This window comes from Pannonibacter sp. CBAS1226 (assembly GCF_055685825.1).
The window spans coordinates 374890-388521 of the sequence record NZ_JBVOUO010000001.1 but is presented as its reverse complement, the minus strand read 5'-3'; the positions used below and the strand labels follow the sequence as shown (position 1 = coordinate 388521).

Sequence of the window (13632 nt, the reverse complement as noted above, 5' to 3'; positions counted from 1 at the left end):
TCAGTCAGGCACCGCACCGTTGCGCGGCCCTTTGAGTCGAAAAAAGCGACACCCATACATAGGGGATGCCGCCAGCAACTCAAGACTGTTGCAGATGCGGCGTGAAGGCAAGGTTAAAGCCCCCACGCCGCATCGCCAAGTCCCTATGGGATCAGTTCGAGGCAGCCTCGTCCTCGTCCTCGGCGACGAGCTTCTCCAGCTCTTCCTTGGTGACGGTCTTGTCGGTCACCTTGGCGAGGGAGAGGATGAAGTCGACGACCTTTTCCTCATAGATCGGAGCGCGCAGCGAGGCGAGAGCCTGCGGGTTGCTCTTGTAGAACTCGAACACCTGACGCTCCTGGCCGGGGAACTGGCGCACGCGGTCATAAAGCGCGCGCTGGACTTCCTCGTCCGTCACTTCGATCTTGTTCTTCTCGCCGATCTCGGAGAGCACCAGACCCAGGCGCACGCGGCGCTCGGCAATCTTGCGGTAGTCGGCCTTGGCGGCCTCTTCCGTGGTGCCTTCCTCTTCGAAGGTCTTGCCGTTGCGCTTCATGTCGGCCTCGACCTGATTCCAGATGTTCTGGAATTCGGTCTCGAGCAGCTTGGACGGCAGTTCGAACGAATAGGCTTCGTCCATCTTGTCCAGCAGCTGGCGCTTGATGCGCTGACGGGTCATGGCGCCGAACTGGCTCTCGATCTGGCCGCGGATGATGCCCTTCAGGCTGTCCAGCGACTCAAGGCCGAGGCTCTTGGCGAAGTCTTCGTCGATCTTCACGTCACCGGGAGCGGCAACGTCCTTCAGGACGATGTCGAAGGTGACTTCCTTGCCGGCGAGCTGCGCGGCCGGGTAGTCTTCCGGGAAGGTCACGGAGATGACCTTTTCCTCACCCTGCTTCATGCCGAGGACGCCTTCCTCGAAGCCGGGGATGAACTGGCCGGAGCCAAGCACCAGCTGGCCGTTCTCGTCAGCGCCGCCGTCGAAGGGAACGCCGTCGAGCTTGCCGAGGTAGGACATGGTGACGCGGTCGCCGTTTTCGGCAACGGCGCCTTCGCCCTTGCTTTCGAACGGACGGTTGCTCTCGGCGATCGAGGAGACCTGCTCCATCACGCCTTCTTCGGAGATCTCGACGACCGGACGCTCGATCTCGATGCCGGAGAAGTCGATGATGTCGAACTGCGGCAGCAGGTCGTAGCTCATCTTGAAGGCGAGGTCGGCATTGCCTTCCAGGATCGCCTCTGCCTCGTTGTCCGGCAGATCGATCTCGGGCTGCAGGGCCGGGCGCTCGTTGCGCTCTTCAATGGCCTTCTGGCTGGTTTCCTGAATCGTGTTGCTCAGGATCTCTGCCATGGCCTGACGGCCGTACATGCGCTTCAGATGCGCGGCCGGGACCTTGCCCGGACGGAAGCCGTTGATGCGCACCTTGGACTTCAGTTCGTCGAGGTACGTGTCAAGCTTGGCCGCCAGTTCGGTCGCCGGAATAACGACTTTCAGTTCGCGCTTGAGGCCCTCGGAAAGGGTTTCGGTCACCTGCATGGTAGTATGCTTCGTCCTCGGTATGGAACCAGCGTTCCATCTTCGTGTTTTCGATCAGCCCATGACGGGCCTCTTTGAAAGGGGGGCCGCTACGCTCTGGACCAGTTCATCTCTGGACCGGTTGCCCAGATCGGCTGCCTGCGGCCGGCACTCCTCAAGACCCATGACTTGGTGCGGGCGGAGGGACTTGAACCCCCACGGCTTACGCCACCAGAACCTAAATCTGGCGTGTCTACCAGTTCCACCACGCCCGCGACGGCCCTGAACATGATGCAGTCAGGCCTTGCGAGCCGGAACGGCAGGATCATGCCCGGGGCATTGAGTCTGGAACGCTTTCCGGACGGCAGGTCACTTCCCGCCGCAAAAAACGCTCAACAGCGCCCGTAGCCAAGGCGGGGCCTCTATAGCACCCGTCCCTGCCGCATCAAAGCAAAAATGGCGGCAGCGGCCATTTCTACGCGGAAAGCTCCTGCACCACATCCTTCAGAGCCGGCAAAAGGTCATCCGCGATCAGCCCGGCCCCGGCAATCTCCGCCGCGCGGCCGTGCATCCACACCCCCATGGCAGCCGCCTCGAAGGCCGGCAGCCCTTGCGCCAGAAGCCCGGTCACGATCCCCGCCAGCACGTCGCCGGAGCCCGCCGTCGCCAGCCAGGGCGTGCCATTGGCATTGATGACCGCCCGCCCGTCCGGCGCGGCAATCACCGTATCGGCACCCTTGTATATAATGACAGAGCGGCTGCGCTGCGCCGCGGCACGGGCCGCATCCAGCTTGCCGAGACCGGACACGGGCGGCGGCAAATCCGGGAAAAGCCGGCCGAATTCGCCCGCATGCGGCGTCAGCACTGGCGGCTGCGCACCGCCGCGCACCCTTTTTTCAATGGTAACGAAAAGAGGTGTTTCCGTTCCTGCAAAACTCGAAAGCGCATCGGCATCCAGCACCAGCCCCTTGCCGGAGGCCACAAGATCCAGCACCAGCGCCTGCGTCTCCGCCCCCAGCCCTGCGCCGGGACCATAGACAAGCGACGTGATGCGGCTGTCCGACAGAAGTCCGGTCAGCGCCTCTTCCCCGCGCAAGGGGTGCAGCATGACGGTGGTCAGATGGTTCGCCAGAACCATCATGGCGGAAGGCTCGCAAGCAACCGTCACCAGCCCCGCCCCGCTGCGCAGCGCCGCCATGGCCGACAGGCGTATGGCGCCGGTGGCATGAGCCGGACCGGAGAGGGCCACCGCATGACCGCGGGAGAACTTGTGCCCATCCACCCGCGGCCTTGGCACAAGAGCATCCCAGACCTGTGGCCCGTTGCGCCAGCACTCCGGCCCGCCTGCCGTCAGAACTGTTTCATTGGCAATGCCGATATCGCAAACCTCGACCTCACCACACAGAACACGGCCCGGCAGCAGCAGATGCCCGGGCTTCATCCGGCAGAAGGTGACAGTGCGCGCGGCCTTGACGGCAACGCCCCTCACCTCCCCCGTCGCGCCATCAAGTCCGCTCGGCACATCAACGCTCAGCACCGCCAGGCCCGAGGCATTGAGGCCGTTGACCAGTTCCAGTTCATATCCACTGACAGGACGGGAAAGCCCTGCACCAAAAAGCGCATCGATCACCAGCGGAGCGCCTGTTCCTGCACTCTCATGAAAGGGATTGGCACCTGCCTCCAGAAACCGGATGCCATCGGCCGCCTCTTCGCCCATGCGGCGCCAGGCACTCCAGGCATCGCCCGAAAGCTGCTCCGGCTGCCCGCACAGAAGCAGCATCACCGGCACCCCCTCAAGCGCCAGAAGCCGGGCGGCAACGAAGCCATCGCCGCCATTGTTGCCGGGCCCGCAGAGCACCAGCACGCCCTGCCCCGGTGCCAGCATGGCCCGTGCCGCATCGGCCACACCGCGCCCGGCGCGCTCCATCAGTTCGCTCCCCGGCGTTCCCGCCTCGATCGTCAGCGCGTCTGCGCGGCGCATTTCCTGCGGAGTGAGCAATTCAACACCCGGCACCATGACATATCCCCATCCGCCTTCCCTGACGGGCGCCAGAGTTGCCAATAGAAGCCGCACACGCAAGCCCCTTTGCCACGCACCAATCTGCCCTTTCCAGCCCGGCACCAGCACAAGAAATGGCTGACTGCACAATAAGGCATCAACTTGAGCAAAAAACGGGCAGCAAATCCGCTTGGCGGAACCATCAGGATCGGCCACAGTGTCCGCAATGCCCCTTTTTTTGGCGCTTTCGGGTGGTGAGAAAAGTTGGCACGCGTCGTGCAAGAGAGGGGGCAACAACGGGCCTCCCCGATCGCGCGATCCGGACCCCGCCGCAGAAACGTGCCAGCCAATGGCCACCGAAACGGAGAGAGACGCAAGACGATGAAAAAGATCGAGGCGATCATCAAACCCTTCAAGCTCGACGAGGTGAAGGAAGCGCTGCAGGAAGTGGGTCTTCAGGGCATCACCGTGACCGAGGCCAAGGGCTTCGGCCGCCAGAAGGGCCACACCGAACTGTACCGCGGCGCAGAATATGTCGTCGACTTCCTGCCGAAGGTGAAGGTCGAAATCGTCCTCGCCGACGAGATGGTGGAAAAGGCCGTTGACGCGATTCGCAATGCAGCCCAGACCGGGCGCATCGGCGACGGCAAGATCTTCGTCTCCAACATCGAGGAAGCCGTCCGCATCCGCACCGGCGAGTCCGGCGTGGACGCCATCTGAAGCCTCTCAATCCGTTTCGCGGGGATACCCCGCTCCCGAGTTTCGCATCCGCAAAGCCGCTGCGCCCGTGGCGCAGGCCCTCAGGTTGCGAGAATAGCCCACGTGAAAACAGAACACATAGGGAAGTGAATAATGACCACCGCTGCTGATATCCTTAAGGAAATCAAGGACAAGGACATCAAGTTCGTCGACCTGCGCTTCACCGACCCGCGCGGCAAGCTGCAGCACGTCACCATGGACGTTGGCCTCGTTGACGAAGACATGTTCGCTGAAGGCGTTGCCTTCGACGGCTCTTCCATCGCCGGCTGGAAGGCGATCGACGCCTCCGACATGACCCTGGTGCTGGACCCGTCCTCGGCGCACATCGACCCGTTCTTCGCGCAGCCGACCCTTGTCATCCTGTGTGACATCGTCGACCCGCGCACCGGCGAGACCTACAACCGCGATCCGCGCTCCATCGCCAAGAAGGCAGAAGCCTACGTCAAGACCGGCGGCTTCGGCGACACCATCTTCTTTGGCCCGGAAGCTGAATTCTTCATCTTCGACGACGTGCGTTTCGCCTCCGAACCGTACAACACGGGCTTCAAGCTGGACAGCAACGAGCTGCCGAGCAACCTCGACACCGAATATGAAGCGGGCAACCTCGGCCACCGTCCGCGCGTCAAGGGCGGCTACTTCCCGGTCCCGCCGATCGACAGCTGCCAGGACATGCGTTCCGAGATGCTGACCGTCATGGCCGAGATGGGCGTGTCCGTTGAAAAGCACCACCACGAAGTGGCTGCTGCACAGCACGAGCTGGGCGTGAAGTTCAACACCATGACCACCTGCGCCGACCACATGCAGATCTACAAGTATGTGGTTCACCAGGTCGCCAACGCTTACGGCAAGACCGCAACCTTCATGCCGAAGCCGATCTTCGGTGACAACGGTTCGGGCATGCACTGCCACCAGTCCATCTGGAAGGACGGCAAGCCGCTGTTCGCCGGCAACCTCTACGCTGACCTCAGCGAAATGTGCCTGTACTACATCGGCGGCATCCTGAAGCACGCCAAGGCCCTGAACGCCTTCACCAACCCGTCAACCAACTCCTACAAGCGTCTGGTCCCGGGCTACGAAGCTCCGGTTCTGCTCGCCTATTCCTCGGGCAACCGTTCGGCCTCCTGCCGCATCCCGTACACCTCTTCGCCGAAGGCAAAGCGCATCGAAGTCCGCTTCCCGGACCCGACCGCGAACCCCTACCTCGCCTTCGCTGCGCAGCTGATGGCCGGTCTCGATGGCATCAAGAACAAGATCCATCCGGGCGACGCCATGGACAAGAACCTGTACGACCTGCCGCCGGAAGAGCTGGCCGAGATCCCGACCGTCTGCGGCTCGCTGCGTGAAGCCCTGCAGTCGCTGGATGCCGACCGCGAGTTCCTCAAGGCCGGCGGCGTGTTCGACGACGACTTCATCGACAGCTACATCGAGCTGAAGATGGAAGAGAACATGCGCTACGAAATGACCCCGCATCCGGTCGAGTTCGACATGTACTACTCTGCATAAGTCTTTCAGGCAGCAGATGCGGAAAGCCGGGCCTCGCGCCCGGCTTTCTCGTTTCAGGCCCTTCGGCACCCGTCAGGCCGCGCCCGGCAACCTGATACGATTTACAACGGCTGCCTGCCGGTATAGAGCCAGACACACCAAGTCACCTCCCGAACATCCAGCGCGTGGAAACGTTACATGAGCGAGTACAAGTCCGGTTTTCTGAAGGTCCTCAACGAGCGCGGCTTCATTCACCAGATGTCCGACGCAGAGGGCCTCGACAAGCTGCTCTCGACCGAGACCGTGACCGCCTATATCGGCTTTGACTGCACGGCGCCGAGCCTCCATGCCGGTTCGCTCGTCACCATCATGATGCTCTACTGGCTGCAGCAGACAGGTCACCGGCCGATCGCGCTGATGGGGTCTGGCACCACCCGCGTCGGCGACCCGACCGGCAAGGACGAAAGCCGCAAGATCCTGTCCGATGACGACATCGAGACCAACAAGGCCGGCATCCGCAAGATCTTCGACAAGCTGCTCACCTTTGGCGACGGCCCGAAGGATGCCATCATGCTGGACAATGCCGACTGGCTGATGAAGCTGAACTATGTGGAGTTCCTGCGCGATATCGGCCGCCATTTCTCGGTCAACCAGATGATCCAGCGCGACAGCGTGCGTCTGCGGCTGGAGCGCGAGCAGCACCTGTCCTTCCTGGAATTCAACTACATGCTGCTGCAGGGCTACGACTATCTGGAGATCTACCAGCAGACCGGCTGCCGCCTGCAGATGGGCGGTTCCGACCAGTGGTCCAACATTCTCTCAGGCGTCGATCTGGTGCGCCGCAAGGCAGGCGTGGAGGCCTTCGCCCTCACCGCCCCGCTGCTGACCACCGCCTCCGGCGCCAAGATGGGCAAGACCGCCGCAGGTGCGGTCTGGCTCAATGCCGACCAGCTGTCGCCCTATGACTACTGGCAGTACTGGCGCAACACCGAGGACGCGGATGTGGAGCGCTTCATGAAGCTCTTCACCGTGCTGCCGCTGGACGAGATCGCCCGCCTTGCCGCCCTGCAGGGCGCGGAGATCAACGAAGCCAAGAAGATCCTCGCCACCGAAGCCACTGCCATGATCCATGGCCGCGAGGCTGCAGAGGCCGCTGCCGAAACCGCCCGCCGCGCCTTTGAGGAAGGCCAGACGGCCGAGGGCCTGCCGACCGTCGAGCTGCCGCAGGCAGAGCTGGAGGCCGGTCTCGGCGTTCTTGCCGCCTTCGTGCGTGCAGGCCTTTGTGCCTCCAACGGCGAAGCCCGCCGCAACATCACCGGCGGCGCGCTGAAGGTGAATGACGAGGCCGTCACCGATGACAAGCGCAGCCTGTCCATGGCCGACATCACCGGCGAAGGCGTGATCAAGCTCTCCATGGGCAAGAAGAAGCACGTGCTGCTGCGCCCGGCCTGATCTGCTACCACATGGCAATCCAGCAAGGCCCGGCCCGCAAGGTCCGGGCCTTCTGTTTATGCGCAGCCGCTGTGCCGGAACCTGTCTGGCGGCCGGGCCCTCAACGGAACTCGAACATCTTGCGGAAAATGCCCGGTGCAATGGCCGAGACCGGATTGACCGTGAGCTGCGGCGCGCTGATGGGGCCAGCGAGACGGTAGGTCACGCCAAAAAGCCCTTCGTCCGAACCGCCACCGAGGGCAAAGCCAAGCAGCGGTATCTTGCTGAACAGGTTGTTGAGCGCAAAGACCGGCACATAGGTTCCCGTCAGCGCCAGTGTCCGCTGACCGAGATCGACCTCGCCCGTCACGGTCCCGCCGACGACAGCCCCCTGCATCAGCCCTTCCTCGACCGTGATGATTTCGCCCTTGCGCGAGAAGCGCAGATCCAGCCGGTCAAACGAGGCTTCCCCGGCACGCACCGACTGGGTGACCACCACGGCCCCGGTGTCACTGCGCGCGGCGACGGGCAGTTCGGCCAGCTTCCGGATCGCCGGATCTTCCGTGATCGACAGATTGCGCACGCCGAATGTGCCGAACCATTGGGTCTCCTCCGGCATGGAAATCAGCAAGGTACCGGTTCCCCCGCGCATGCGCGGATAGACATCCAGAAAACGCAGGACAGCGCCCGTATCGGCGAAATCACCGCTGGCGGCACGCGTGTCGCCCTTGCCGCTGATCTCGAAACGGAAGGCGCCACGGTTGTTGGTGGCGCCCTTCAGCGCCAGGGTTCCGATGCCCTCCGGGCCGCCGGTCACCTTGCCGTCCACATCCGTCGCCACAACGCCGTTGAAGCCCTGCAGCCGTCCGGCCTTGATGGCTATGTCGTAGACGGTCTTGTCCTTGCCCCCTGCCCCGCCTTTTTTGTCGAGCAAGGTCTTGATCAGCCCGCGCGCGTCGAACTGGGCTCCGTTGAAAACCACCTTGTACTGGTTGCGGCGCTGCTGGGTGATCTTGAGCGAGGCAGAATCACCGGGCCTGATCTGGAAGCCGGCGAAATCGGCCTCCCGGAAGCCGCCATCCTTGCCAAGAACCACCTCGCCGCCGATGGCCACACCATCGGAGGTCAGCTGAAACTCCTTCAGCCGCCGGGTGTCACCCTGCTCACTCAAGATGAACCTGGCTTTGGCCGGCACACCCGGCCCCTTCTCCCAGCCGATCTGCTCCAGCTTGACCGAGGTATCCGTCAGGTCGATGTCAAAGGACTGGCCGCCCGGTGTGTCAGCCAGCTTCAGCACCATCTGCCCGCGGACCAGAGAGCCCAGATCAATGCCGCGTTTGCCGAGTTCTTCCGCGGAGACTTTCAGCTCCACGTCCTGACGGCGCTCGCCCTGGCCTTCCTCCACCGGCACCAGCAGATCAATGTTGGCTTCCAGCCCGTCGATACGGCCCTTGCCCTTGACCGCCACCTCCCTTGGACCGGCTTCAATGGCAACGTCCGCGCCGGAAATCTTGTGCCCGCGCACCGGCTGGGTGGAGGAAAATCCGCTCAGCCGGGCTGCAGCCGTCCAGTCCACATCGGCAACCGCAATGGACAGTCGCAGCGGGAAATGCGCCGTCACATCGAGCTCTCCGGTGCCGCCAAAGGTTCCGCCACCCATCTGCGCCTTGTCGAGCGCGCGGAACGGCGGCCGGTTGATCAGGGTGCCGAGATCCTGCGCCTCACCTGCAAATTTCAGCGAAATATCTGCCGGTTTGATGCTGCGCAGCGCCAGCTGCTGGATCGTGAAGGTGCCTTCCTGCACGGCAACAGGCTTGGCAACGCCCTCGACAATCCTGCCGTTCCGGCCGGAGACGGTCAGGACCTCGTTGTCGATGGTGATCGTCCCGTCAAGTCCGGTGATCGGCGGCAAGGTGTCGAGCGGGGCCACATCCACGTCTTCGAACGTCAGGTCAAGCCGCACATCGTCAGCCCCCCAGCCCGGATCCGGATGGTGCTCGTCAAAGGCAGGGGGACGAATCGAAACGTCGATGCTGGCCTCGCGGATGAGGCCCGACAGCATGTGCTTGCTGATCCAGGCCCTTGCAGGCGGCGTCAGGGTGATGGGCCAGATCTGTTTCAGCAGAGCCACCGGCATGGCGTTGACCTCGACCGCCAGCGCCAGATAGGGGCCATCATCCTTCAGGTCCACAGTGCCAACCGCGCTGAGGCTTGCCGGACCGGATTGCACCTGCGCCCTGTCGATATAGAGGCTGTGTGCGGACGGATCATAATGCGCCTTCAGGTGCACCCGCTCGGCCATGATCGGGTCTTCCTGCACATCGGCAGAACCGAACACCGGATTGTCCGCGCCGATCAGGATCTTCCAGTCAGGCTGCCCGGCCGCAGGCGGCGTCACCACCCCGTCAAAGCTGATGCGTGTATTGCCCCGCACCACATGGGACGGCATCACCTGAATGCGCGGGTCCTCGCCCTCCCAGGCAAGGCCAACCGCCACTTCATCATAGCGGATCGTCGTCGTGCCGATCTGGAACCACCCGTCCACGGCACGGCCCACAAGGGTTGCCCGGTCAAACACCCCGTCCTTGTCCAGCCTTGCCGCGAACTGCAACTCCAGCGGCAGGCCAAGGCCACGGCCGGAGCGCACCTGCTCGTTCAGCGGAAAGAGTTCGGCCAGCGACACATCCTTGATGTAGAGCCCGAGTTCACGGGCGCCGGTTGCCGCATCCGTGCCGCGCCGCAGGGCCAGCTGCCAAGTGCCCATACGCCCCTCGACCGTGCTTTCGGCATAGACGGCACCCGTTGCATCCCGCCCCAGCGAAGCGTCGATGTTGTCGATAAGGCGCGGGGTCGGCCCGGAAATCTCCAGACGACCGTCGCGGACGCGGATCACGTCAAGATTGCGGCGGCTCAGTTCCTCGTCGACCAGAAGTGCAATCCGGTCAACGGCTTCCATCAGGCTGTTCATTTCCGGCATCAAGGCGGGTCCATCCCCGCCTTCCAGCGTGATACGCGGGCGCTCGATATCAAGGCTGCGGAATTTCACCTCGCCGGTGAGCAGCGGCGCGAACTGCAGAACGGCTTCGGTGCGCGGCAGGAGAATGCGGCTTTCGACATCCCCCCCGACCGTAACACCGGCATCATCAATGACCACCTGCGGGCCGCTGGCCGCAAACAGGTCCAGCCGCACCGAGCCCACGGACACATCGGCATTGACCACCCGGACGCGGGCTTCCACCAGTTCCCGGGCAAAAGGAATGGTAACGGGCCCCCAATAGAGCCGCCCGGTCAGCCCGGCAACGGCCACCAGCACCAGAATGCAGAGGAAGCCGCAGACGCGCGTGAGCTTCCGGCCCAATCCAGACCGGCGCTCTTTCCGTATGACAGGAGCTTTCTGCGGTTCTTGCGGCGGAGACAGCGTTCAGGGCCTTTTCGTTTTTTTGTCTCGGGACTGCGAATCCTCCGATCCGCTGTGATACTTCATTATGCAACAAAGCCAGCCGCTAGGCGCGCCTCAAGCACGGACAACTGAATACCGTTCCGGATAAATCCACCGACTATGACAAGAGGAAGGCAGCATGACCGATTTGACAATTTCAGCCCCCGCACCGGACGTGGACCTGCTGCTCAGCGATGATGAGAAAGTGAAGCTTTCCAGCCTCCAGGGCAGCCCCGTGGTGCTCTATTTCTACCCCAAGGCCGACACGCCCGCCTGCACCGAAGAATGCATTGCCTTCAGCCAGGCGCGGGCCCAGTTCGAAGCGCTTGGCGCAAAGATCATCGGCATTTCGCCGGACCCGGTTGCCAAGAACGCCAGGTTCAAGGGCAAGCACGGCCTCACCGTCGACATCGCCTCCGATCCGGACACAGCTGTCTGCCAAGCCTTTGGCGTGTGGGTGGAAAAGTCCATGTATGGCAAGACCTACATGGGTGTGGAGCGCAGCACCTTCCTTGTTGCAGCCGACGGCAAGATCGCCCAGATCTGGCGCAAGGTGAAGGTCAAGGGCCACGTCGACGCCGTGCTAGAGGCAGTGCGCGGGCTCTGAACGCAAGGCGCGGGGGCGGCACGTCCGGCGCCCCCGCCTCTTGCGGATGCTGAAAGGGCTTTTTCGGGCATGAGCGGCATATTTCCATCCTCCGCGCTGGACACGCTGGCCGGGCGCGCCAATGCCATCGTGCGCACGCCGGATCTTTCGGAAAAGGTCCGCCTTGCCTATGAGACCGCCAAGCTCTGGTATGCCCGCAGCCTTGCCCTCGGCTCGCCGTCTGCGTCCGCCCAGATGCCGGACCGGCCCGGCCGGCCGGAGCGTCCGGTGCTTCTGGCCCCGCGTGACATGCCCAAGCGCAGCATTGGCGGCGAAGCAGGCAGAATCGCCCTGCTGCACTCGCTGGCCCATATCGAACTCAATGCAGTGGACCTGACCTGGGACATCATCGGCCGCTTCGTGCATGTGCCGATGCCGCGCTCCTACTATGACGACTGGGTGCGCGTCGGGCTTGAGGAGGCCAAGCACTTCAGCATGCTGGAGGAGCGGCTGCAGGAACTCGGCGCTGCCTATGGCGACCTGCCCGCCCATGACGGGCTGTGGCAGGCCGCACAGGCCACCGGTCATGACCTGACCGCACGGCTTGCCGTCATTCCGCTGGTGCTGGAGGCCCGCGGCCTCGACATCACCCCACCGATGATCGAGAAGGCCGCTGCCCTTGGCGACCATGCAACCGCCCGCATCCTCGGAATCATCTACCGGGATGAAAAGAATCACGTGGCCTTCGGTGCCAAATGGTTCCGCTTCCTGTGCGATCGCCACGGCGAACGGCCCGAACCGCGCTTCCATGAACTGGTGCGCACCCATTTCAGAGGCCCGCTGAAACCGCCTTTCAACGACCGGGCCCGCTCCGAAGCGGGCCTGACGCCGGGCTTTTACCGCCCTCTCGTCAAGCTCGCGCCTTGAGGAAAACTGTCCTGACGGCAAAGTATGAACGGCAGGAAAGGTGTTTGTTAACCTTAACCGTTTCTAATGATTCCTGACCGGGGCAGAACTCGCCCCTTCCGGATGCATGGAAAACGGCATGTCAGACTTTCCTTCAAGAGCCCGTCAGGGGTTCGGCAAGCGCAAGGCACTGCATCACGTCACCATCAGCAATGGCGAGCGTACCAGGACTTTCACCATCCGCCCCTGGCTCGCCGCAGGCACCTGCCTGACCCTCGGCCTTTTCATCACCGGCTATATGGCGGCGGCCGCCTATTTCGTGATGCGCGACGACCTGATCGAAAGCCGCCTGACCCAGCGCACCCAGGAAGCTGCCGTCTACGAGAACCGCATTGCCTATCTGCGTGCCGAAATCGACCGCCTGACCAGCAGCCAGATGTATGAGCGCCGCTCCGTCGAAGGCATGATCGACACATTGCTGCAGCGGCAGAACGAACTTCTGGATCAGCACGGCAAGGTCGCTGCCATTCTCGACAAGGCCGCCCGCAGCGGGCTTGATGTGGTTTCCGGCCCGGCCATTCCTGCGGCCAAGCCCGAACAGCTCTCGGATGCGGGCGCCTCCAGCAGCCTTCTTGCGATCGGCGGCCCGGAAGCACCGCTGGACAATCCCTTCGCGGCTCTCGGCCTGCGCGGCAGCAGCGAAAACGTCCTGATGGACAGCCCTCTTTCCGCCTTTGCCCCCCTGCCCGCAGCACAGGACAGCCTGACGGCCAAACCTCTGCCGGAGCCGGAAGCCCCGCGTGACGATCTGCTGGGCATCGGCGCCGCATTGGACAAGATCAGCGAAGAAAGCAATGCCGCGCTGGATGCCGTGACGCTTGCGGCCGAGCATGAAACCAGCCAGCTGGCCTCTGCCGTCCGCCCTCTGGGCTACCGCGTCAGCGATCTTGCAGGCAGCATGGAAGCCACCGGCGGTCCCTATGTGCCGCTTGCCACGGCCACCCTGGACGACAAGATCGAGCGCGCCGAAGCAGCTCTTGATCTGCGCAACAAGGTCCGCAAGTCTGTCGGCGCCATCCCCCTCGCCCGCCCGATCGCCGCAGCGCAGATCACCAGTGATTTCGGCCCCCGCATCGATCCGTTCCTGGGCGGCCTTGCCATGCACACCGGCATCGATTTCCGCGCCCCTTACGGCACGCCCGTGCGCGCCACGGCTCCGGGCACGGTGATCACCGCCTCCTATCAGGGCGGCTATGGCCGTCTGGTGGAAATCGAGCATCCGGACGGGCACCTGACCCGCTACGCCCACATGAGTGCCATCACCGTCGCCGTGGGGGATGAGGTGCGCGCCGGCGATCAGGTCGGCCGCCTCGGCAACACCGGCCGCTCCACCGGTCCGCATCTCCATTACGAAGTGCGGCGGGACGATGAGGCACTGGACCCCATGACCTTCGTCCGCACCGGAGACAGGGTCTCCAAGCTGCTGAAGCGTTAGTCTCCACCTCCTCGCGATATCAACAAAAACCCCGCCGGAC

Annotated in this window: 9 protein-coding genes and 1 tRNA gene; 6 read left to right on the top strand and 4 right to left on the bottom strand. The window is 63.5% G+C overall.

Annotated elements, in window-relative coordinates; genetic code table 11:
* Nucleotides 1–151: 151 nt before the first annotated feature.
* From tig to AC0CMF_RS01770, 3 genes are all read right to left on the bottom strand, one after another.
* Nucleotides 152–1516, bottom strand: a complete 1365-nt coding sequence (gene tig / locus AC0CMF_RS01780) for a trigger factor (protein ID WP_050473193.1) — start codon at nucleotides 1514–1516, stop codon at nucleotides 152–154.
* A 169-nt stretch (nucleotides 1517–1685) separates the two neighbouring features.
* Nucleotides 1686–1770, bottom strand: a tRNA-Leu gene (locus AC0CMF_RS01775).
* A 200-nt stretch (nucleotides 1771–1970) separates the two neighbouring features.
* A complete protein-coding gene (locus AC0CMF_RS01770; RefSeq protein WP_472480865.1) occupies nucleotides 1971–3512 on the bottom strand; it encodes an NAD(P)H-hydrate dehydratase in 1542 nt (513 codons plus the stop codon).
* Nucleotides 3513–3875: 363 nt separating this feature from the next.
* On the opposite strand from AC0CMF_RS01770, the gene AC0CMF_RS01765 reads away from it, so the two are divergent.
* From AC0CMF_RS01765 to tyrS, 3 genes are all read left to right on the top strand, one after another.
* Entirely contained in the window at nucleotides 3876–4214 is a 339-nt protein-coding gene (locus AC0CMF_RS01765) for a P-II family nitrogen regulator (protein WP_019964692.1), read from the top strand.
* Nucleotides 4215–4346: 132 nt separating this feature from the next.
* Entirely contained in the window at nucleotides 4347–5756 is a 1410-nt protein-coding gene (gene glnA / locus AC0CMF_RS01760; RefSeq protein ID WP_050473191.1) for a type I glutamate--ammonia ligase, read from the top strand.
* 177 nt (nucleotides 5757–5933) lie between these two features.
* A complete protein-coding gene (tyrS, locus tag AC0CMF_RS01755; RefSeq protein WP_374630614.1) occupies nucleotides 5934–7187 on the top strand; it encodes a tyrosine--tRNA ligase in 1254 nt (417 codons plus the stop codon).
* Nucleotides 7188–7287: 100 nt separating this feature from the next.
* Here the strand turns inward: tyrS and AC0CMF_RS01750 are convergent, their stop codons facing one another.
* Nucleotides 7288–10524 (bottom strand): AsmA-like C-terminal region-containing protein, encoded by a 3237-nt coding sequence (locus AC0CMF_RS01750; protein ID WP_374630612.1) that lies wholly within the window; start codon nucleotides 10522–10524, stop codon nucleotides 7288–7290.
* Between the two features lie 220 nt (nucleotides 10525–10744).
* Between AC0CMF_RS01750 and bcp the strand changes: the two genes are divergently transcribed.
* The 3 genes from bcp to AC0CMF_RS01735 all read left to right on the top strand — a co-directional run bounded on the left by bcp (nucleotide 10745) and on the right by AC0CMF_RS01735 (nucleotide 13592).
* Nucleotides 10745–11212: a thioredoxin-dependent thiol peroxidase gene (bcp, locus tag AC0CMF_RS01745; RefSeq protein WP_094461857.1), complete on the top strand. Its 468-nt coding sequence runs from the start codon at nucleotides 10745–10747 to the stop codon at nucleotides 11210–11212.
* 69 nt (nucleotides 11213–11281) lie between these two features.
* Nucleotides 11282–12118, top strand: coding sequence for a ferritin-like domain-containing protein (locus AC0CMF_RS01740; RefSeq protein ID WP_374630611.1), 837 nt, complete (start codon nucleotides 11282–11284; stop codon nucleotides 12116–12118).
* A gap of 118 nt (nucleotides 12119–12236) precedes the next feature.
* Entirely contained in the window at nucleotides 12237–13592 is a 1356-nt protein-coding gene (locus AC0CMF_RS01735) for a M23 family metallopeptidase (protein WP_374630609.1), read from the top strand.
* Nucleotides 13593–13632 lie beyond the last annotated feature (40 nt).

Coding starts and splice junctions, on each gene's coding strand:
- AC0CMF_RS01735 (WP_374630609.1), top strand. CDS start 12,237: ATGTCAGACTTTCCTTCAAGAGCCCGTCAGGGGTTCGGCAAGCGCAAG.
- AC0CMF_RS01765 (WP_019964692.1), top strand. CDS start 3,876: ATGAAAAAGATCGAGGCGATCATCAAACCCTTCAAGCTCGACGAGGTG.
- AC0CMF_RS01770 (WP_472480865.1), bottom strand. CDS start 3,512: ATGGTGCCGGGTGTTGAATTGCTCACTCCGCAGGAAATGCGCCGCGCA.
- tyrS (WP_374630614.1), top strand. CDS start 5,934: ATGAGCGAGTACAAGTCCGGTTTTCTGAAGGTCCTCAACGAGCGCGGC.
- bcp (WP_094461857.1), top strand. CDS start 10,745: ATGACCGATTTGACAATTTCAGCCCCCGCACCGGACGTGGACCTGCTG.
- tig (WP_050473193.1), bottom strand. CDS start 1,516: ATGCAGGTGACCGAAACCCTTTCCGAGGGCCTCAAGCGCGAACTGAAA.
- glnA (WP_050473191.1), top strand. CDS start 4,347: ATGACCACCGCTGCTGATATCCTTAAGGAAATCAAGGACAAGGACATC.
- AC0CMF_RS01740 (WP_374630611.1), top strand. CDS start 11,282: ATGAGCGGCATATTTCCATCCTCCGCGCTGGACACGCTGGCCGGGCGC.